Below are 19,999 nucleotides of genomic sequence, written 5' to 3'. Positions count from 1 at the left end.
TTTATATATTCTCTTTTTTTGAAAGATAATATTGAACAGTTCTTTTAATTCCTTCCTCGATATAAACCTCTGGTTGATATCCTAGTTTTTCAATGCTTTTAGAAATATTAGCTTGGGAATTCTTTATATCTCCCTTTCTGAAATCCTTGTAAGTGATTTCACTTACTAACTCTTTTCCTGCGTATTCTTTTATATTGTCTAGGATGAGTTTTGATAGTGTATTAAGAGATGTTGTTTTGCTAAGGGCGCAATTATAAATTTGTCCAAAGTTATTCGTATCTGTATTTAGAGATGCTTTAATATTTAGTTGAATAACATTGTCGATATAGCAGAAATCACGACTTGTTTCTCCATCTCCATAAATCTCTAGTTCTTTACCGGTTAGAGCTCGCTCTATCCATTTTGGTATAACTGCTGCATAAGCTCCGTTTGGATCTTGTCTTTTCCCAAATACGTTAAAATATCTAATTCCGATTGTAGGGAGTCCATAAGTTAAATTAAAAACTCTTCCATAGAGCTCACATACATGCTTTGTTACTGCATAAGGAGATAATTGTGTTCCTATTGAATCTTCTATTTTGAAATCTTTTTCATTGTCACCATAAACTGAACTACTTGAAGCAAAGACAAATGATTTTACATTTGCTTGTCTTGCTGCGTTTAGCATATTGAAGGTACCATCAACATTTGATTGATGACTCAAGTCAGGGGAGTTAATTGATCTAGGGACAGAACCAAGAGCAGCTTGATGAAGAATGTGATCAACATCTTTTGAGACTTTCACACAAGTCTCAAAGTCTCTAATATCACCCTCATGGAAGAGAAAGTTATCAATATGTTCATTACAGACCATTTTTACTTCTTCAATATTTTCTCTTCTTCCATTTGAAAAATTATCAAGACCAACTACTATTTGATTATTCTTTAATAAGAACTCACAAAGATTAGACCCTATAAATCCAGCGGCACCAGTAACAAGCCATTTTCTAGGCTTCTCTCTTAGTTGCTCTGATAGAAGTTGTAAGGATTCATCCATTAAAGACTCCAATATGTGTATTCGGTATTTGTTTTAATTGTATTTGGGCAAATATTTTTAACATCAACTATAATGGGAGGTTTTCCCGAAAAGACTTTTACTAAATCTTCTTCTGATAGGTTCAAGAACTCTCGATGAGCTACATTTATTAAGAGTAAATCAATATCTCTTAATTTATTAAACTCTTGAATCTCTTTGTCATATTTTATTAGGACTTCTTCTTGATTACAATGTGGGTCCACTAAAATTGTATTTGTAGCATACTCATTGAGTTCTCTAATTATATCTTCAACTTTTGAATTTCTTAAGTCGGGACAGTTTTCTTTAAAAGTTAAGCCTAAAACTGCTATATTTGCACCTTTTACATTAACATTATTCTGAATAAGGAGCTTTATTGCCTTTTGTGATACATGTGTAGCAATGCTATCGTTAACCCTTCTTCCTGCATTTATAATTTGTGGAATAATTCCTAGTTGTTTTGATTTGTATGAAAGGTAGTAGGGATCTACGCCAATACAGTGGCCACCAACTAAACCTGGTTTAAAATTTAAGAAGTTCCACTTTGTTCCTGATGCTTCTAATACTTCGCTAGTATTAATATCCATTTTATCAAATATCAAAGCGAGCTCATTGATTAAACCAATATTTACATCACGTTGAATATTTTCAATGACTTTTGAGGCTTCTGCGACTTTAATTGAAGTCGCTTTAAAAACATCTGCTTCAATTACGCTTGCATACATTGAAGCAATTTCTTTTAGACTATCGCTACAACATCCAGACACTACTTTCGTTATTTTTGTAAATGTGTGTTCCTTATCTCCAGGATTAATTCTTTCTGGAGAATATCCTAAGAAGAAATCAATTCCAAACTTAAGCCCTGTTTTTTCTTCTAATATCTTTGCACAAATATCTTCTGTAACACCTGGATAGACTGTTGACTCATAAACGACTGTGTCTCCCTTTTTTAAAACTTTTGCAACTGCTTGAGTTGCACTTATTACAGGAGTTAAATCTGGTGTTTTATAACTGTCGATTGGTGTTGGGACAGTGATGATGAAAAAGTTGTAATCAGACGCATCTTCGATATTTGTTGAAAAATTCATTTCAAGCGCTTTTAATTCGTCTGTCGTAATTTCTCGTGTACTATCTTGATGATTTCTTAGTTCTTCAACTCGTTTTTTTGATATGTCGATGCCAATTGTACGATACTTCTTAGCAAAGTTATATGCTACCGGAAGACCTACGTAGCCAAGACCAATTACACACACACTCTTTTCCATGAATACCTCAGGCTTATAGACTTACGTCTTTTATCTCTTTCTTTTTCTTATTATACTTCTCTTTATATTTTTCTTCGATTCTCTGAGTGGAGTGAACTAAACTTTTCCATAGGTTGAAGTTGTAGTAGTCATTAAACTTTATTTTGAAACCAATAAGTTTATGATCACCATCACTTTGGATCCATACTTGGTTTAATTCCATTTTGATTTGCTTATCAGCAAGGTGGAGATATAGATTATCAATATTTTCACTTAGATTAGTTTTAATGAGACAGCCACCTAGGCTTATATTCATTAGTTTTACTTGAACTCTCTTATTGTCTTTAATCGTATATGCGACAATTTTATATGATTCAAATGGGTAGCGTTGAAAATCTCTACTGTGCTTTTTCACTTAAACTCACTTGTATATAGTATGCGGTGATAATATTTACTAACGTCTTCTTTAAAACTCTTTGTTTTTAAATATTCTAATTCTTCGTCAAGAAGCATATGAACATCGTCTATTGTTATTGTGACGACTTTTCTCAAGTGGGGCTGCCAATCAAGAATGATGGCCATTGAAAGACTTGAACCATTTTCAATAATTCTATTATCTACGTCTAAATCAATGATTTCGTTTGTAATAGCAAGAGTATTTGTAAGGGCAGTGATCTCATAGATTGAATAGGTACTGCCCTTGTGAAACTCAGGCTTTGATGATCTTTTATGGGCGCTAAATATACACTTTATAAAGTCTGAAGAGTCTTTTGAGATGAATAGGCACAGGCTAGAAGTGAATCTAGTAAAGTCTATATTATTATGTTTTGTAGTAGGACTTGTTTCAACCATCCATTCATTATATGCACAATAAAATTTATATTCTGCTATGTGGTAGAAAATGCCCTAGTCCTGCACTATGTTTTTTAGAGAGTGGAATATAGTACCCCTTTAAGGAAGAGTTAATAAATATTATGTATAATTAAGGCGAATTTGATTTTAAATAAGTCCTGAGGTCATATGACAAGTAGCTTGAAAAATAAAATCTTAGTTTTTGAAAATATGCATAATCAAAATGATTATCCTAATATCATTAATGAGAATGTAGTCGATATTTCTGAGGGCAAGAAGGATTTGAGTTCTATTTACTATCGTATCAAAAATAGAAAGGACCTTCATAGTATGTCTCGCGTAATTAGTGAGACATCAGAAGAAAGTAAAGTTTCAACTATAGTAGGGATGATCGATAAGCAAAGGCTTGAGGATATCATTGTATCAATATCAAGCTGTATTGATGTATGTTTTAAAAAGAAAGTTCTAATTATCTCTTATCAAGATATAGGTCAAAATATTAAAGATATAACACTTAACGAGGTAAGTATAGAACTTAAAGGCCCTACTAAAAGGTCTCTAAATACAAAAAAACTATCAGAAAATATTTCAGTTTTAAATTATAGCTATTTTCTTTCTTTATTTGTTGGAAACTCTCATGCTCTTGCTGGTGCAATGAAACAGATTACTTCAACATTTGATAAGGTCATCTTCTTACTTGATGATAAAGAACTCACTGATCTTGGTGTTGATGATAGAGCTCCTATTTTACTTTCTTCACATTGTGACTTCATTGTAAGAGAGCGTAAAACTAGACTTAGTACAGTGAAAAAGAGTACTGAATATCTAAAGTCTTTAGGTGTTAAGTTAGGTGGAGTTATTTACGCTAAAGAGGAAGTAATATGAAAAAACTGACGCTACTTTTAGATAAAGATTCAGTAATAAACTTCTCTCTTTTGTTTACTCTATTGAGACGTTATTGGATTGTAAATTCAATATGTGTTTTAGTAAGTGTTGGTGCACTGATTAGCTTTTATGTTAATCAAGACAAGAACTATGTTAGAGAGATTCATTTCAATTCAAAGCTAGATAATGTAAATCAAGAATCTAAAATTTCTCAAATAATTGGTATTAATAAGATTGATGAAATAAAGAGTTATCGTTCTTTAGTTGAAAGATGGGACTTTAAAGTTAGTATTGCTCAAGATATTATGGCCGTTGAAGATATTAATGAGTTCTATATAGAAGATGATAATGGCGATAAGAAAAACTTGCGCTCAGTGTACGAGTACTGTTCGTATAATAAAGAGTGTATTAGTCGATATATTGCAGAAAATATTCAAAATAATTATAGCATTAAGCAAAGTCCTCGCTATGGTGGCTACGTTCTTTATTCAAGAGGTAAGAACAAATTTACGACTCTAATTATTCAAGATTCTATTGTTAAAAATTTAAAAAGCATTAAATTCAATTCTAATTACATCTTAGCAAAAGAAAAAATCCAGGCGCTTGAGAATGAATTAGAGAAGAATGAAAAGCAACTTCTAGATAATCACAATATTATTAATGTCGGAGCTGATTCAAGAATCTCTGACCTTGATGAAGTAATAAGAGAACAGGAAAAGAGTCTTGCAAAGAATAAAGAACTTCTCTTTTCTGTCGACTCAGACTTAAAGTTTTACAAAAAAATGAAAAGGGTATCCTTTTCTGGAAAGGATCGTTCTTTAATTAGAAAGAGAGCTGAAATAGAACAACAGATTGTAGATGTGTCTAAGAATATTGATTTACTAAAGTCTGGCTCATTGGCAGGTAATTCAGAGATCATTGTAAGCTTAAAAAAGCAGCGAAGTGACTTGGCCAATGAGCTTAAGAAACTTAAGGTGAGTGATGCTTCAATAACTGATGATAAGAAGAATAAAGCTATTGAGCTTGAAAAAATTCCTGAGTTAATTCAAAAAAAGAAAACTCTTAGTATTCTAATTAGTAAATTAACAGAGCAGATTAGCGAGAATAAGCTTAAAAGGGATAAGCTATTAAAAGATAGAAATCTTAATACTATTACTAATGATCAACTCAATCCTCTTAAGAATACTATTGTCGATATTAGAAATAAGATTAGAGAAACGCGCAATAGCCTAAACTCAATACAGAATTATTTAACTTTTAATATTTTAAATCCAAAGATTGAGAATCAAAAGAAATTTACACTTAAGCTATTGATTTTATTGAGCATGGTTCTGTCTGTTTTCACGGCTCTAGTATCTTGTTTCATCTGTTATTGTATTGATGATCGAGTTTATTCACATGACGAGATACAAGTCCTTTATCATGACGCAAAAGATCTGGGGATAGCACCTGAAATAACAAAAGTTTCTTGCTAAGGTTTATTTGTTTGATTAAGATATTTCTATGAAATTGATCACTATTAGCTTAATCATCTTGAACTTTTGTTTCACTCCAGTCGTGCAAGCGGCCAATAATATTGACTTAAATTCACTCGTCTTACCAACTGAAGTAAAAGGACTTGAGAAGAAGTCTGGTTCACTTTATTTTTCAAAGTCAGTTAAGAATGAAGTACTCATTCCGACTAACTTTTGGGGGGAAGTAAAATCAGCAGGTCTACACTTTGTTCCAAAGGGAACAAGCCTAATAAACGGTCTCTCTCTTGCTGGGGGAGCAACAGGTGATGCTAACTTAAATGAAGTTAAAATTACTCGTAAGAGTGGAAAAGAGCTTAAGACAATTGAATTTGATCTTAGTAGCGGTGGTGATTTCAATAGCCACAACTTTCAATTACAGCCAGGTGACGTTGTCTACTTAAGAAAAGAGCGATTCTACGAAAATAGAATTTGGTATACATCAATTCTTTCAATTCTTGCGACAACACTAGGTTCATACCTAATCTATAAGAAAATCGACTAATTGATTAGATTATTCACTACTTTTATATTCTTATTCTTCTTGTTATAGAGAATCGTTTCCTTGTGATTTGAGCTTATTATATTACTGCTAATAACGGCCTTACTAGATTTATCCTTTTGATCGGTAATTGCAATGGCGACCTTTTGAAGTCCATTTTTATTTTCGATATTATTAGCACTTATAATACAATTTTCTACACCTGAGCTTAGAATTGCATATCCTTCATCCTTATTGCCATTATCAACGAGGTTATTGGCCGAAATCGTGACATTCTTTATGGCACCTTGATCCTTTTCAAGGTTCGCTAAGAAGATTCCTCTAGAATTATTCTCACTAATAATATTGGAGCTAATAACTAGACTCTCAACTCCATGTCTTATGAAAATTGCAGCATTTCCTTTCTTGGCACCAACCGTACCTGCTTTTTTGATAATGTTATTGGCAATGACAAAGTCTTTTACCTTTGTTGTTTTGCTCGCTCCTGAAGATATGTGAATAGCGCTATAAGCGGTGTTTAAAATCTCATTTCCTGAAATCACCACTTTTCCAGTAGCACCAGTGCTATCCGGAGAGACTCCCTTAACCTCGATAGCATTCTTAGAGCAATTCTTAATGATATTATCACTTATAATCAGCTCCTCTCCACTCCAGTAAGTATCGATTGCATCTTGTGAATCTTGATGTTTCTTTATTCCGATATCATTAAATAAGTTTTTTGAAATAATACATTTCTTAATTCTCTGCCTTAATCTAATACCATCATATAAAGTCTCCTTAATGATATTGTCGATAATCTGAAGATCCTCAACACTGTGTAGATATAGGGCCCTTGAATATTTTCCGCTGAATATATTTTTAGAGATGACAATTGATTTAACAGGGGACTTATAAGTTAATTTAAGATCTGAATCAGAATTTTTATCTGCTGAGATAGAACAGTAATGGCTACTTTCAAATTTACAATTATGAATTCTAATACTTTTGCTACTTTCTCCAATAATAATGTCAGAGACTCCATTGGTGTACTTTGAACCTTGTGATTTAAAAACAATCCCATTAACTTCACAATTGCTCCCCTTGGTTAGGAGAGTATAGCTTGATTTGTTTTTGCGAATAAGTGTTCCATTACCGTGTATTTTTGATTGATTCACAACGATATCACCGGCGATAAAACCGTGTGTCGTCATAGGTATATAGGCACTTGAGTTTGCTTTTAAACATGCCCTGATAGCACTTGAGGCATCTGTTTTTCCATCACTTAGTGCTCCATAATTAGTTATGTCATCGGCGCGTTTATCACGATTTGTATTTGTCTTAGAGTTTTTCTTCGTACTTGTTTGGCCAAATACTGGTGCAGCTATACTTAGTCCAATTAGTTTTAAAAAGTGTGATCTTTTCATTACGGGTTGACCCTTTTAAGATATTTCTTTGAAGAGTATTCTTCATATGAATTCTGTATACTCATAATCTTCTTATATATTTCTAAAATCTCTTTGGCAGTCCTTTCAATATTAAACATATCGAGAACAAGATTTTTGCCATTTAATGTATATTCAATCGCATTCTTCTTATTTTTAATTACTTCTAGGATTTTACTAGCAACTTCTTGTGGATTATCTCGTGACGTAATAAAGCCTGTATACCCTTCAATAATGATTTCTGGGATACCTCCTGTTTTACAACTTATAACAGGTCTTTGTGCAAGAAGAGGTTCTATAACACCACCACAGCTTTCTGAAAGGGGCAGGTGAATAGCGTAGTCGAGGTTTTGCCAGCCTTTTGCCGCTTCACTTGGAGGGATCTTTCCAGTGATAACGATATTCTCTCTTTCATCGACTGGAATTGATCGTCTTAGCAATTGTTCATATGAAGTTGAATCTCCCCACTGTCCACCAATAAAGAGCCCTTTTATTCTTGGCTCTTGTTGCCTGGCAATTTCAATGGCCTTAATCATGACTTCATGATTTTTAAGGCCTACTTTTTGTCCGAGAAATTTCTTAGGTGGATAGATATAACATACATTTCCAATAACAATGTCACTATCCTTGAATCCGTATTTATTTCGTAAATGATTATCTCTTTTTAAGTGATCACTATCAGAAGTGTTAAATTGACTATAGTCATTACCGTAGTAGCTGAGGTCGACACGCTCTTCATTTATTCCGCTTTTGATATAGAGACTTTTGATATGTTTAGAAGAGGCAATCCAGCGGTCATTCTTTCTTGCTGAAAATAGATCGATATATTTAAAGATAGCGTGTTCAAGATGAAGTGGTCCAGGAACTTGAAATATTCGAGTAGGTTTTAACCTAAAAGATGCCATTCTCATATGAATCGTGTTGATAAAGAAGTGGCTATGAATGATATCAGGATTAACTTCTTTAATTAATCTTCTTAAAGATAAGATAGACTTTAGGGTTTTAAAAGGGTGCAAAGGGTTTAAGATTGACTCTAGGGTATATATAGTTGCACCACTTTCTTTCCATTTATTATAGAATTTGCCAGTATTATTATTTAAGATAACATGTACATCAATTCCACAACGAACAAGAAACTTTACTTGATGAAGTGCCCAACTAGCACCTTCAGTTGTTTTTATAATTTGCATAACTCTTATGTCTTTATTCATGAGTAGCTACTTTTCCTTGTCCTTTCGTAATGAAATTATTGGCCTGAATGATTATAAAATAAACGATGATTGCGTATAGATTTCCTTTAAAAAAGGCCAAGGAATCATTTCGAAAGCAATACATCGTAAAGCCATGAAAGAATACACTATAGTATTTAAAGAACTTTCCACGATTAATATTATAGTTACAATATCTTTGTATTAGAACGATAATGGCAAATGTTATAATAACGCCAATATATCCAAAATTCATATATCCTTCAGCATCTAGGCCAAACCCATATCCAGAGTCTCCACCAGGGGCATAATTATCTTTTAGCCACGCGAGATTATTATAAGAAGATTTATAGATAAAGCTTGGAAGTAGACTTAAGAAGCTGTGTAGATAGGTCTCTCCGTAAAAGAAGTTATATTTTATATCAACCATTTTTGCTGTAAACGCGTTTACGAATAAAAGTGATCCTTGATTAAGAAATGATTCAATGTAGTTCGTTGTTTTCTGAGTAGCATCTCTTAATAAGAATATCAAAGTACCACCAATCCCAAGAAGAGATAGTGATGAGGTCAAAATTAGCTTCTTTTTAAAACTTGTTCGATGGTGAATTAGGAGATGTCCTACGATTGAAAATAACGGGAAAATGAAATCTCTTTCTCCTGTAACCAAGCAGTATGCAATATAAGTAAAGAAGTTTAAATAATAGAATCTTCTCGTTTTATTCTTTCTACACAAATAATAAAATGACGTAAGAAATAGTTGTAGTAAGAGATAGATATAGTGTATCGAATTGCCAATTAATGAAATCTTTGTAACTTTGTCTATATTGAGACCAATCGTTACAATTTTTGTAATATTAAAAAATGCTAAGAAAATAAAAGCGATAAAGATCCAGTTTAGAAGAGGGAAGTTCTCTCTAACTTCTTCAATCTCTGTGTTTCTTGGCCTTATTAGCACAGATAAAATCGACATCGTTGCAATAGCGCATAGGAAGTTCGTACTTGCTATATGGATGTAGTCCTTAGGTGTTCCAAAGTAGATTCCATTTCCGAGGATAAGGTTTAGAATCGGGCCCATTGAAAAGAAAAAGTAGAATAGGATAAAGTATGTTAAATGATCCTTCCAACCATTGATGAAGAACTTTATAACGAGAATTATTAGACATAGATAAAAATGATATTCGATTAATTCAAAATTCATGTCGTAATTCTCTAACTTTCTTTGTGATAAAAACTATATTAATTATAATATAAAATGCCTGAGCAATAATGAATGCATCAAAACTACCTTCTATTTCACTACCTTTAATTAAAACCATGGCCACCGCAAAGTGAACGATTAAGGTTAAAGAAGTGAAGAGAAAGCTCGTCTTATAAGATCTTAAAGCAATCACAAAGTAGTTTATCATGATAATAGCAATAGCCTGCGGAATGATTATATTCAAATAATGTAGGTAATGAGCATACTCAGTGTATTTCGTACCAAAGATCAAATTGTAGATGAATTGCCCAATGAGTTCATTAAATAGAATGAATGATAAAGAAGTCATAAAAGCAAAGATAATATATGACTTAATCATTTTTCGTGTCTCTACCAGACTATTAAGTGATAGTGATAATTTATTAAGTGAGACTTGAATGAACGAGTTTGTAATTATAATTATTGAAGAATAGAAAAAGAAGAATGTTGAAAAGATGGCAACACTTGTTTTGTCATAGTAGAAGTCCAGAAGGTATCGTGGAATATTTGCATTTACAGAGTTAACAAGAGAGGCCAGGGCAAGGGGAGTGGTTAGGATTGTGATTCTCTTTATATAATCAGTTTTAAATGAAAAACTTGGTATAGAGGCCTTAAGATCAATTACAAAGAAGATTGTAGTAATTAACAGTATTCCTATTAAGAAATGATCGATGGCAATATCGGCTTGAATATTGGCCACAAGACAAATGATGATTATGAAAAGACTTTTCAAGGAAAGACTTACACCAATATAGCGTATATCCTTTTGTCTTTGTTTAACTGTATAGGCCAAGTCTGAGAGTAGGTCGCCACCCCTTATTAGCATTAATAATATAAATACACTGTTATCAACGTTTGGAACGAACAATTTCAATATTAATAAAGAACAAAGAAAGTAAATTATCGTTGACACTATTCTATGAGTAAAAATATCCGAGACATTTACTTCTTCATTGTGACTGTTAAAAAAGTTTCTTAGTGAGAAACAGAAGAAGAGAGTGAGTGGTGCAAGATAAGATAGTGAAAGTGCGTAGTCCCCGAGAGTCGCCGTCGGATAATTATTACTAATTATCTTAATAATTACCCACTGACATAGTGAATATGAAACGATTCCTATTGAATTAAAAATAGGCAAACTTTTATTTTTTAAGATGCTCTTCATTCCTATTAATAATAACTTAACGGAGATTTATTTACATTAAGGATAAATTTACCTTGTTGATGTTTATATCGCAGATGGCTAAAATTTATTTAACTTTTTGAGTGGGGTATTTGTGAGTTTTTCCTATGTCGTAAATATATTCTTTAGGCCAGTTTTGGATCTGCTAATTATTAATACATATTTAGTAGTTTTAGGATTGGTGAGGCAAGAGTCTTTCTTCGACAATTATCTTGAATTCACTTCACTTTTTATCTTCTTCAGTGTTGTAACACAGAGTAATTTAGACTCTTGGAGGCATACGACTCCATTTAGTATCTTAAGAGCAGCTACTGCTCTAACTGCAACTTGCTTTTCATTACACTTTGTTTTTAATGTTGATCAGCAGTTTCTATTCAGTCTCTATTCTGTATCTCTTGTGACTATGCTTATCTCGAGAATTGTTCGTAAATTAATTTTTGAAAACGCAAATAATCACAACTTTCAAAGAACACTTATTATTGGAAGCGATAAGAAAGCAGTCTCTCTAGCGAATCATGTTAATAAAGAAACACATAATATCGTTGGGTTCGTTGATGATTTTGATGTCAATCTCGTTAAAGGAAAGTTTAAGGTTCTTGGAAAGATTGAGAACTTAAAAGAAGTAATCCAAGAATTTAAAATCAAAGAAGTTATCATTATTGATTGCAACTATTTTAATAAGTCTAAGCTTATTAAAGATGTCTGTAATGAGCTATCAGTTACGATTTCAGAAGCAAACCTATTTTCGGGTCAAAACTTTAAAATTAATAAATTAGAGCTTAATTCACTTCTTGGGAGAGAGCCTAAGGAAGTGGATCTCTCTGACCTGGCCGTTTCAATTGGATCTGCAAAAGTATGTGTAACTGGAGCAGGTGGAAGTATCGGTTCAGAATTAGTTAGACAATTGACATTAATGCAGCCTGAAGAAATTGTTCTAATTGAAAATTGTGAGTACAACTTATTTAAAATTACAAATGAGGTTAAAGCATTAAACCTTGAAGATACAAAGATTATTCCACGCATGATTGATATCACAAACATGGAAGCCTTACGAAGCTGCTTTCAAACTTCATGTCCTGATTATATTTTTCATGCAGCAGCCTATAAGCATGTGGCACTAGTGGAGAGTAATCCAAAAGAAGCAATTGTAAATAATGTTTTAGGTACTAAGAACTTACTAGATCTTTCAAAAGAATTTCCTATAAAGAGCTTTATTCTAATCTCAACAGATAAGGCCGTTAATCCAACTTCTGTAATGGGTGCCACTAAAAGGTTATGTGAAATCCTTTTAGCTTGTTATGCAAAGGAGAGTAGTTGTGAGTATCGTGCAGTACGCTTTGGAAACGTTCTTGGCTCAAGTGGATCTCTAATTCCAATTGTAATGGATCAAATCTTAAATAATGAAAAAGTAACTATTACTGATATTCGAATGAAACGCTATTTTATGACTATTCCTGAAGCTGTGGGACTTGTTTTAAATAGCTTAACTGTGTCTGAGAATGCTTCGTTATGTGTTTTAAAGATGGGTGATCCTATTCGTATCATTGATATTGTCGAAAGACTTGCAAAAACAATGGGTAAGACTCTTGATAGTCTAAATATCGTTTTTACTGGAATGAAAAAAGGCGAGAAGCTTTTTGAAGAACTTTATTTAACTGGTGAGGAACATCAGACTTCTCATGATGATATTGTCACTCTTCCAAATTGCGACTGTGGTAGCAACGTTGATGATGAGATTTCTCGTAAAATGCTAATGAAGCGTATTAATGAAATTATTCTGGCCGCAATTGAGAATGACCAAAATTGTATTTTGGAGATGTCACAATTAATAAACGAAACAAATAATACGATCAATAATAAGTCTGGCTTTATTGTTCAGCTTGGTGAGGCCGGGTAGTGAAAAGAGCCTTTGATATTGCTTTTTCAATTTTTGCAATTGCAATTACTTCTCCTATTTTAGTCCTCGTATCATTTCTAAGTTTACTTATTCAAGGGCGCCCAATTTTCTTTATTCAAGAGCGTGTTGGTTACAAAAATAAAATTTTTAAAATGATTAAGTTTAGAACGATGAGTCTTGATACTTCACTTGATGAGTCACAAAGAATTGGCTTTTACGGGAAAATGCTAAGAAAGTTTAGCATCGATGAACTCCCTGAGTTCTTTAATATTCTCTTTGGTGACTTAAGTGTTGTAGGCCCAAGACCACTTCTTAAAGAATATATACCATTCTATACAAAAGAACAGGCGAGAAGACACGATGTAAAACCTGGTCTAACTGGTCTTGCTCAAGTATCAGGTCGAAACTCTCTTTCTTGGAATGAAAAGTTTAAATTTGATATCTCTTATATTGAAGAACAGTCCTTTTTCTTTGATATTAAAATAATTTTAATGACAATAAAGCAGATGATTAAGCCTGTCGGTATTAATTCTAGTAAAACAAAGAGTATGGAACGATTCGATCATCCTTTTTATTTATTTGGGGGTGGTGGCCATTCGCTTTCAGTACAATTTGCGGCCGAGGAAAGTGGCCAAGATATATACGCAATCTATGATAAAAACTTAGATAATATTCAAGCTCTTCATTCTTATAAGGAAGCAATTTTAACAGATTCTCTGCCTGTGAATATTACAGGAGTTCGTGGAGTTCTAGCAATTGGGAGTAATTCAATTAGAAAGAAGCTTTCACAAGACTTATCAGTTAAATGGGAAACGATTATACATCCTAGTGCTACGATTCATGAAAGTGCTGTCATTGGCCATGGAACTGTTGTTCTAAGTGGTGCATATATTGGCCCTAACGCTGTCGTTGGTAATCATGTCATTATCAACACTGGATCTATTGTTGAGCATGATTGTGTCGTTGAGGACTTCTCACATATTTGTCCTAATACAACTCTTTGCGGAGGAGTTCATATTGGTGAGTTGACTATGGTTGGAGCAGGCTCTGTCGTAAAACCTCTTGTGAAAATATGTTCTGAAGTTGTTATTGGACTTAATTCTAGTGTTATTAAAAATATTGATAAGCCGGGGACTTATATAGGTCAGCCAGTAAGGAGATTACCTGTGAATAAAGAAGTTGAAAAAGCAGATATTAGATTATCAATGGCAAAGCCTGTTATTGAAAAAGATGATATTGACGGCGTTGTTTCAGTTCTAGAAAGTGGTATTCTTTCTCTTGGACCAAAGGTTGAAGAGTTTGAAAAAAATATTCAGGATTATATTGGAGTTAAAGAAGCAGTCGCTGTAAGCTCTGGTACTTCTGCTCTTTATTTAGCTCTTCTTGCCCTTGGCGTAGGAGAGGGAGATGAAGTAATAGTACCTTCTTATACTTTTGTTTCATCTGTTTCAGTTATTCTTCATGCAGGTGCAACTCCTGTCTTTGCTGATATTGAAGACGTTACTCATTGTGTATGTCCAAGAGATATTGAAGCAAAGATAACGGATAAAACTAAGGTTATTCTTGGTGTTGATATCTTTGGTCATCCTGCAAATTGGAAAGAGATTTGTAAAATTGCTAAGAAACACAACCTCAAAACGATAGATGATTCTTGTGAAGCACTAGGTGCAAAAATAGATGGAAAAATGGTTGGTACATTTGCAGATGTTTCTACATTTGCGTTTTATCCAAATAAGCAAATCACAACAGGTGAGGGTGGAATACTTGTTACTGATGACGAAGAAGTGGCAATGCATGTAAGGGCCTTAAGAAACCAAGGAAGAAGTAGCATGGGGGGATGGCTCAAGCACGACTTTCTAGGGTTTAATTGCCGAATGAGTGAGCTAAGTGCTTCACTTGGTGTTACTCAACTTAATAAAATTGATAAAATTCTTGATGATAGAGAGCGCGTTGCTCATATGTATAATGACGCCCTAAAGGGGCATGAGAATCTTACTCTTCAAGTAATTGATGAGGGTGTCACGATGAGCTGGTTTGTCTATGTGGTCAAACTTGGACGTGGTATAAGTCGTGATGCTGTTATTGAAGAGCTTGGAAAAAGAGAGATTCCTGCTCGAGCATACTTTGATGCAATACATGAGCAACCATTTATGAAAAACTTTAAAGTGGATACCTCTGGGCTAGAAAATACAATTGATATTAGTACACGAACACTAGCTCTTCCTTTTCATGGAATGATGACAAAAGAAGAAGTTGATTTTGTATCGAAAAACCTTATCGAGGTTATCGATTTACTAAAGCCTCAACTTGCTGTTGCATAGAATAGGTCGTTGATGTTTAAAGAGTATAAAGTCGAAACAATTTCAGAGGGCGGCCTAGGAACGGTATTCTTAGGCGCCTCTAATATTCCTGTAAAAAAACTAGAAGCTAGAATTAATTTCTTGGCCACACAAGGTTGGCAGGTGGTTTTTCAAGTTATCGAAAAAAAGCGATTTCTCTTATTTTGGCAAAGAGAGACAGTTATTCTCACTGTAGGAAGATAAAACGAGTATTCTATAAATCCTTCTTTTATAAAATATCATCATCTAAGGCTGTGTAATCATAGATCAAAAGCATTTGTTTGTTATTACAGACATTGTAGTGTATACTAAGAGAGTCCGAAGACGTCTTTATAGCTCATGTAGCTCATCATCACTGTTTTATAAACTTCTCTAGACCAAAATATTTTAAATATAACTCGTAACCTTTTACGAGAGAGACATCATAGTCTCATCACTTACCTTGGAGGTAAAAATGAAATCAAACATCTACGTAGGAAACCTTTCATATAATATTGAAGATTCTGAATTAAAAACACTTTTTTCTAATGTTGGAGAAGTTGTAAGTATCAACCTAATTAGAGATCGTGACTCTGGCCGTGGTAGAGGCTTTGGATTTATTGAAATGGAAAATGGAGAAGATGCTAAAAAAGCTATAACTGAACTTCATGACCAAGAATTTATGGGAAGACCATTAATTGTTAATCTAGCAAAAACACGAGTTAAAGAAAGAACTAATCGTTACTAGTCTTTTATTTGAACAAATGGGCGTCATTTATGGCGCCATTACAAAAAAGTTCTAATCAAAGGAGAAAGTATGATTATCGATTTAAATGACTATATTAAAAATAAAACTAAGGTTTATTCTTTAGAAAGCGGTGTTGGTGAAATTACTAATATCTTCAAAATGTATGATGGTATTAGTGACTTTTTTGAAATTAGATTCGAAAAAGAGGGGATTACAAAATTTATCTCAATTTCTCATTTAGAAGATATTCGTATCGCTACTTGTGAAAACAAACTACAGCAAGCTTTGATCAATCTAGAGAAGAAGATCAATTGTAATGAATTTGATTTCAATCTTGATTATCATAACCATGAAGTTACAAGACTTGATTTAATTTACATTATCAATACGATTGCTAAGTTAACAAATCAAGAAGTTTTAAGTTTACAAGATAAGGACATGCTTGAGTGCTGTGTTGATAGTCTTGTTCATGAAGTTTCTCATACATATGAGACATCAATGAAAAATGCACAGGGCATCGTAAGCGGTCACATGTGCTAATGGTCAATACCTCTTGGTAATGACGCAATTATTCCTTATAGGGGGCTTTACTTCTTTACTATATATTAAGAATTCTATTAAAATAGCTAGGTGGTGAAGCTTTATTTAAATATATTTATACTGATAATTTGTCTGTGTGTTCAGGCAAAGGCACTTGCTTCTATTTATGATGGGGTTAGTACGGTCGATCAACATCTAATTAAATATCAAAATATAAACCAAACTCATCATGATAATATTGATGATGAACCCCACACTCATTCACATAAACACTCTGAAGATGGTGAAGAGCACGAGCATCACCATGGTACGAGAAAAATCTCTAACTCAGAATTTCAAATATATAATCTTTCTAAGATAAGCTTTACGACTCCATTTCTCGAAGTCAATAAAAGTACATTCTTGGAAAAAAGCCTCGTTTCAAAATTCTTTCCTAATACCTTGTTTAAGCCTCCTATTTGTTAAAAAAATAACGATTAATTTTTTTATTTTTTACTAGGAGAATTTATGTCTAAGTTAATACGCGGATTTGTGCCTCTTCTTTTTTCTGCAAATCTATTTGCACACGGAATTAGTGAAGAAGCAAAACAGGCCATGATAGATGGTGGCCTTTTAAGATATGTTTGGCTTGGTGCTGAGCATATGATTACAGGATATGACCACTTACTTTTCTTGTTTGGGGTTATCTTCTTTTTAAAAACATTTAAAGATATTGTGCGATTTATAAGTATATTTACACTCGGTCACAGTATTACTTTAATCTTTGCAACCTTTATGGGGATTACAGCTAATTATTGGTTAGTTGATGCTGTTATTGCTATTTCTGTTATTTACAAAGGATTTGATAATAATAAAGGCTTTCAAGAATACTTTGGAATGAATAAGTCGCCAAGTTTATTGTGGATGGTCTTTATCTTCGGTCTAATACACGGTTTTGGCCTTTCTACTCGTCTACAACAACTTCCTTTAGGAGAGAAGGGAAGTGGTATGCTAATGCGAATTATTTCTTTTAATATTGGGGTTGAACTTGGGCAGATCGTGGCCCTTGCGATTATGCTTTTGATTATCACACAATTACGTCGTCATCATATGTTTAAAAGGCTCTCACGAGTATTTAATGATGGGATAATGCTAGCAGGTTTCATGCTTCTTCTAATGCAATTACATGGCTATCTTCATACCTCTGGGCCAGATGAGTTTGGCTTTAGTGAAGACAATCATATGCACCACCATATGAAATTAGAAAATGAGCAAGAATATCAACATGATAATTTATAAGGAGAAAATATGAAAAAACTATCACTTTTAATTCTGCTTTGTGTAAGCAGTCTGTCATTTGCAGGAACTGGTCATTCACATGGTCATGGACATTCTCATGGACATAGTCACTCTCATAAAAAAGTTTCAATCTCTAAAGAAAAGAGTAAAGAAGTTGGGAAGTATCATATGCTAAGACTTATTAGTGCTGGCAAGATCGATAAGTCATGGAAGGCTGCAAAATATGATACATCAGTAAAGAAAGTATTTGGTAAGAAGACTGAATGGGTTGTTACATTTAATAACGAAAAAGGTGTAAAAGGTAAGAAGCTTTATATCTTTTTAAAACTTACAGGTGAGTTTGTAGCGGCAAACTTTACGGGGAAGTAATATGTGGTTAGCAGTAGGAAAGACAATCGTTGCGGCTGTTTTAATTAGTTTTGTTTCGTGGTTATCAGGTAAGAAGACTGGATTGGCCGGCTTTATTACGGCCCTTCCCTTAACGACATTACTAGCTTTAGCTTTTTCTCATTTGGAATGGGGAGATTCAAGTCAGTCTGTTGAATATGCAAAAAGTGTGTTCGTTGCTATTCCTGTCTCTCTATTATTCTTTGTTCCATTTCTTTTGGCACAAAAATTTAATCTAGGGTTTTGGAGTTGTTATTCAAGCGGTATTGTTCTCTTGGGTGTAGGCTACTTTGTTCACACTTACGTTGTAAAATTCTTCTAAAGACATATCACAGAGGGAGGTTAACATTCTCCCTCTTCTTTCTTGCTCAAATCACTCCAGTAATGAATGAATCCTTTATACAATCATAATATTTCCTGACATTTCTTGTTAAGGGCTTGTTATTATTCATAAGTAAATTAAAGTTGAAAAAAATACTATTGAATAAATTAATACATCCTATTGGCAATATATATTTTATTGAAGTGACTTGTTCCTGTATATTAAGACAAGGTATAAACAAAGGAGCATTTAATGAGTGCCAACGAAATCATTTTCTTACTTTCATGCTTAGCTGTGATCGGAGTGTATATTTCGATACAAAAATTTATTAAAGTAAGATCATCGAAACGAGACTATCGTATTAATGCCGGAAAAATGAATAAAAGAGAAGATAAGAACAAAGGCGTTACGGCCGATCATTTAGTGGCAAAAAAGAAAAACGAACAATTGTCTAATGCAGACAAGTACAAAAAGACTTAACAGTTAAAAATATGAGGCTATGATTTTAATTAACGTAGCCTCATTCTCTCAAAGTTCTGCTTAAGAATGAAGTCCAAAGCTGGATTCTCAATAATTCTCTTACTATATATCAAATAATAACTAGTCGTTACACCTTTCAGATTGCCAATTTTTACAAGCTTTTTATCATTTACGAGATCTTTTGTAATGAAACTAGGTAAGAAGATTAGACCATCGCCTCGTGTTGCTAAGATTCTTTGAAGCGAAGTATCTTGAGTTTCTGCAATAATCTTTGGCCTTACTCCTTTTTCATGCATGAAATATTCCACATCGCTTCTAATTTTTGAATGGGAAGTTGGAACAATGCAAGGTGCACCATCAAGTGATTTAGGAAATCCCTTCTTTAAATGTTCATATTCAGCTGAAGCGTAGACACTAATTTGTTTTGTTAATATTTTTTTGGAAAAGATATTATGTCTTTCTAGCTTGTTAATTTCTTGATCCGATATCATGACTTCGATTTGATGTGTCTTTAACTGCCTTAACAGTTCATCAGGAGATCCTTCGTAAATTGAAAGGAAGCATCCCGTCTTACGATGGGCCAAGTCAACAATGTCACATATTAAGTGCTTAGGTATACTATCAAGCGCACCAATGCTTAGGTGAATTTCATTAGTAAACACCTTGTCATCAATTAACTCTATTAACTCTTGACCTAGTGAGTTTATCTTAGAGGCGTACTCAAGTACAACTTTTCCAGGCCCTGTTAATACCATTTTTCTTCTTTTACGTTCAAAGAGCTGTACACCCAAGTATTCCTCTAGGTTTTTTAGTTGAGTACTTAAGGCGGGCTGTCCAACCTTTAAAACCTCTGAAGCTTTAGATATACTGCCTTGTCTGGCAATTTCTCTGAAGTATATAAGATGATGATAATTAATCCATTTCATACTTAACCT

Annotated in this window: 22 protein-coding genes; 13 read left to right on the top strand and 9 right to left on the bottom strand. The window is 33.4% G+C overall.

Going from position 1 to position 19,999, the window contains the following annotated elements; translation table 11 throughout:
• Position 1: 1 nt before the first annotated feature.
• The 4 genes from DAY19_RS08220 to DAY19_RS08205 are packed head-to-tail and all read right to left on the bottom strand — an operon-like array spanning position 2 to position 3,150.
• Positions 2-1,036, bottom strand: coding sequence for an NAD-dependent epimerase/dehydratase family protein (locus DAY19_RS08220; protein ID WP_115361262.1), 1,035 nt, complete (start codon positions 1,034-1,036; stop codon positions 2-4).
• Positions 1,036-2,319, bottom strand: a complete 1,284-nt coding sequence (locus DAY19_RS08215) for a nucleotide sugar dehydrogenase (protein ID WP_115361260.1) — start codon at positions 2,317-2,319, stop codon at positions 1,036-1,038. The genes DAY19_RS08220 and DAY19_RS08215 overlap by 1 nt, the downstream gene beginning before the upstream one ends.
• 13 nt (positions 2,320-2,332) lie before the next feature.
• Positions 2,333-2,713 (bottom strand): PilZ domain-containing protein, encoded by a 381-nt coding sequence (locus DAY19_RS08210; RefSeq protein ID WP_115361258.1) that lies wholly within the window; start codon positions 2,711-2,713, stop codon positions 2,333-2,335.
• Positions 2,710-3,150 (bottom strand): hypothetical protein, encoded by a 441-nt coding sequence (locus tag DAY19_RS08205; RefSeq protein ID WP_115361256.1) that lies wholly within the window; start codon positions 3,148-3,150, stop codon positions 2,710-2,712. The genes DAY19_RS08210 and DAY19_RS08205 overlap by 4 nt, the downstream gene beginning before the upstream one ends.
• Positions 3,151-3,318: 168 nt before the next feature.
• Here DAY19_RS08205 and DAY19_RS08200 point away from each other — a divergent pair, with 168 nt between their 5' ends.
• From DAY19_RS08200 to DAY19_RS08190, 3 genes are read left to right on the top strand one after another with little or no spacing between them, the layout of a single operon-like run.
• Complete coding sequence (locus tag DAY19_RS08200; RefSeq protein ID WP_115361255.1) at positions 3,319-4,035, top strand: P-loop NTPase family protein; 717 nt, start codon at positions 3,319-3,321, stop codon at positions 4,033-4,035.
• Positions 4,032-5,510: a hypothetical protein gene (locus tag DAY19_RS08195; protein ID WP_115361253.1), complete on the top strand. Its 1,479-nt coding sequence runs from the start codon at positions 4,032-4,034 to the stop codon at positions 5,508-5,510. Before DAY19_RS08200 ends, DAY19_RS08195 begins: the two co-directional genes overlap by 4 nt.
• A 28-nt stretch (positions 5,511-5,538) precedes the next feature.
• Positions 5,539-6,051, top strand: coding sequence for a polysaccharide biosynthesis/export family protein (locus tag DAY19_RS08190; RefSeq protein ID WP_115361251.1), 513 nt, complete (start codon positions 5,539-5,541; stop codon positions 6,049-6,051).
• On the opposite strand, the gene DAY19_RS08185 is transcribed toward DAY19_RS08190, so the two are convergent.
• The 4 genes from DAY19_RS08185 to DAY19_RS08170 are packed head-to-tail and all read right to left on the bottom strand — an operon-like array spanning position 6,048 to position 10,740.
• Positions 6,048-7,451, bottom strand: coding sequence for a right-handed parallel beta-helix repeat-containing protein (locus tag DAY19_RS08185; protein WP_115361249.1), 1,404 nt, complete (start codon positions 7,449-7,451; stop codon positions 6,048-6,050). The two genes, DAY19_RS08190 and DAY19_RS08185, sit on opposite strands and share 4 nt — an antisense overlap.
• Positions 7,451-8,680 (bottom strand): glycosyltransferase family 4 protein, encoded by a 1,230-nt coding sequence (locus tag DAY19_RS08180; RefSeq protein WP_115361247.1) that lies wholly within the window; start codon positions 8,678-8,680, stop codon positions 7,451-7,453. The genes DAY19_RS08185 and DAY19_RS08180 overlap by 1 nt, the downstream gene beginning before the upstream one ends.
• A complete protein-coding gene (locus DAY19_RS08175) occupies positions 8,673-9,875 on the bottom strand; it encodes an O-antigen polymerase (protein WP_115361245.1) in 1,203 nt (400 codons plus the stop codon). The genes DAY19_RS08180 and DAY19_RS08175 overlap by 8 nt, the downstream gene beginning before the upstream one ends.
• On the bottom strand, positions 9,865-10,740 hold the full coding sequence (locus DAY19_RS08170) for a polysaccharide biosynthesis protein (RefSeq protein WP_133296919.1): 876 nt from the start codon (positions 10,738-10,740) through the stop codon (positions 9,865-9,867). The genes DAY19_RS08175 and DAY19_RS08170 overlap by 11 nt, the downstream gene beginning before the upstream one ends.
• Before the next feature lie 448 nt (positions 10,741-11,188).
• Between DAY19_RS08170 and DAY19_RS08165 the strand changes: the two genes are divergently transcribed.
• From DAY19_RS08165 to DAY19_RS08120, 10 genes are all read left to right on the top strand, one after another.
• A complete protein-coding gene (locus tag DAY19_RS08165; RefSeq protein WP_158536844.1) occupies positions 11,189-12,991 on the top strand; it encodes a polysaccharide biosynthesis protein in 1,803 nt (600 codons plus the stop codon).
• Positions 12,991-15,312: a NeuD/PglB/VioB family sugar acetyltransferase gene (locus DAY19_RS08160; protein ID WP_115361239.1), complete on the top strand. Its 2,322-nt coding sequence runs from the start codon at positions 12,991-12,993 to the stop codon at positions 15,310-15,312. The genes DAY19_RS08165 and DAY19_RS08160 overlap by 1 nt, the downstream gene beginning before the upstream one ends.
• A 12-nt stretch (positions 15,313-15,324) precedes the next feature.
• Complete coding sequence (locus tag DAY19_RS08155; RefSeq protein WP_115361237.1) at positions 15,325-15,534, top strand: DUF4177 domain-containing protein; 210 nt, start codon at positions 15,325-15,327, stop codon at positions 15,532-15,534.
• Positions 15,535-15,784: 250 nt separating this feature from the next.
• Positions 15,785-16,057: an RNA recognition motif domain-containing protein gene (locus DAY19_RS08150; RefSeq protein ID WP_115361235.1), complete on the top strand. Its 273-nt coding sequence runs from the start codon at positions 15,785-15,787 to the stop codon at positions 16,055-16,057.
• A 69-nt stretch (positions 16,058-16,126) separates the two neighbouring features.
• On the top strand, positions 16,127-16,597 hold the full coding sequence (locus DAY19_RS08145; protein ID WP_115361233.1) for a hypothetical protein: 471 nt from the start codon (positions 16,127-16,129) through the stop codon (positions 16,595-16,597).
• Positions 16,598-16,687: 90 nt separating this feature from the next.
• Positions 16,688-17,062: a hypothetical protein gene (locus DAY19_RS08140; RefSeq protein WP_115361231.1), complete on the top strand. Its 375-nt coding sequence runs from the start codon at positions 16,688-16,690 to the stop codon at positions 17,060-17,062.
• A gap of 42 nt (positions 17,063-17,104) precedes the next feature.
• Positions 17,105-17,875 carry a HupE/UreJ family protein gene (locus DAY19_RS08135; RefSeq protein ID WP_115361229.1) on the top strand — a complete coding sequence of 257 codons (771 nt, stop codon included), beginning with the start codon at positions 17,105-17,107 and terminating at the stop codon, positions 17,873-17,875.
• Between the two features lie 9 nt (positions 17,876-17,884).
• Positions 17,885-18,244, top strand: a complete 360-nt coding sequence (locus tag DAY19_RS08130; RefSeq protein WP_115361226.1) for a DUF6488 family protein — start codon at positions 17,885-17,887, stop codon at positions 18,242-18,244.
• 1 nt (position 18,245) lies between these two features.
• On the top strand, positions 18,246-18,584 hold the full coding sequence (locus DAY19_RS08125) for a hypothetical protein (RefSeq protein WP_115361223.1): 339 nt from the start codon (positions 18,246-18,248) through the stop codon (positions 18,582-18,584).
• Positions 18,585-18,836: 252 nt separating this feature from the next.
• A complete protein-coding gene (locus DAY19_RS08120) occupies positions 18,837-19,064 on the top strand; it encodes a hypothetical protein (protein WP_115361221.1) in 228 nt (75 codons plus the stop codon).
• Between the two features lie 29 nt (positions 19,065-19,093).
• Here DAY19_RS08120 and DAY19_RS08115 read toward each other — a convergent pair whose 3' ends face one another.
• Positions 19,094-19,990, bottom strand: coding sequence for a LysR substrate-binding domain-containing protein (locus DAY19_RS08115; protein WP_115361219.1), 897 nt, complete (start codon positions 19,988-19,990; stop codon positions 19,094-19,096).
• Positions 19,991-19,999: the final 9 nt, after the last annotated feature.

The organism is Halobacteriovorax vibrionivorans, from assembly GCF_003346865.1.
GTDB lineage: Bacteria > Bdellovibrionota > Bacteriovoracia > Bacteriovoracales > Bacteriovoracaceae > Halobacteriovorax_A > Halobacteriovorax_A vibrionivorans.
Note: the sequence above shows the minus strand (reverse complement) of the source record. Positions and strands in the feature narration are given on the sequence as shown.

Bases quoted from the DNA above. Each gene is read 5' to 3' on its own strand.
- DAY19_RS08220 (WP_115361262.1), bottom strand. From the start codon at position 1,036: ATGGATGAATCCTTACAACTTCTATCAGAGCAACTAAGAGAGAAGCCT.
- DAY19_RS08215 (WP_115361260.1), bottom strand. From the start codon at position 2,319: ATGGAAAAGAGTGTGTGTGTAATTGGTCTTGGCTACGTAGGTCTTCCG.
- DAY19_RS08205 (WP_115361256.1), bottom strand. From the start codon at position 3,150: ATGGTTGAAACAAGTCCTACTACAAAACATAATAATATAGACTTTACT.
- DAY19_RS08200 (WP_115361255.1), top strand. From the start codon at position 3,319: ATGACAAGTAGCTTGAAAAATAAAATCTTAGTTTTTGAAAATATGCAT.
- DAY19_RS08195 (WP_115361253.1), top strand. From the start codon at position 4,032: ATGAAAAAACTGACGCTACTTTTAGATAAAGATTCAGTAATAAACTTC.
- DAY19_RS08190 (WP_115361251.1), top strand. From the start codon at position 5,539: ATGAAATTGATCACTATTAGCTTAATCATCTTGAACTTTTGTTTCACT.
- DAY19_RS08185 (WP_115361249.1), bottom strand. From the start codon at position 7,451: ATGAAAAGATCACACTTTTTAAAACTAATTGGACTAAGTATAGCTGCA.
- DAY19_RS08180 (WP_115361247.1), bottom strand. From the start codon at position 8,680: ATGAATAAAGACATAAGAGTTATGCAAATTATAAAAACAACTGAAGGT.
- DAY19_RS08175 (WP_115361245.1), bottom strand. From the start codon at position 9,875: ATGAATTTTGAATTAATCGAATATCATTTTTATCTATGTCTAATAATT.
- DAY19_RS08170 (WP_133296919.1), bottom strand. From the start codon at position 10,740: ATGCTAATAAGGGGTGGCGACCTACTCTCAGACTTGGCCTATACAGTT.
- DAY19_RS08155 (WP_115361237.1), top strand. From the start codon at position 15,325: ATGTTTAAAGAGTATAAAGTCGAAACAATTTCAGAGGGCGGCCTAGGA.
- DAY19_RS08150 (WP_115361235.1), top strand. From the start codon at position 15,785: ATGAAATCAAACATCTACGTAGGAAACCTTTCATATAATATTGAAGAT.
- DAY19_RS08145 (WP_115361233.1), top strand. From the start codon at position 16,127: ATGATTATCGATTTAAATGACTATATTAAAAATAAAACTAAGGTTTAT.
- DAY19_RS08135 (WP_115361229.1), top strand. From the start codon at position 17,105: ATGTCTAAGTTAATACGCGGATTTGTGCCTCTTCTTTTTTCTGCAAAT.
- DAY19_RS08130 (WP_115361226.1), top strand. From the start codon at position 17,885: ATGAAAAAACTATCACTTTTAATTCTGCTTTGTGTAAGCAGTCTGTCA.
- DAY19_RS08125 (WP_115361223.1), top strand. From the start codon at position 18,246: ATGTGGTTAGCAGTAGGAAAGACAATCGTTGCGGCTGTTTTAATTAGT.
- DAY19_RS08120 (WP_115361221.1), top strand. From the start codon at position 18,837: ATGAGTGCCAACGAAATCATTTTCTTACTTTCATGCTTAGCTGTGATC.
- DAY19_RS08115 (WP_115361219.1), bottom strand. From the start codon at position 19,990: ATGAAATGGATTAATTATCATCATCTTATATACTTCAGAGAAATTGCC.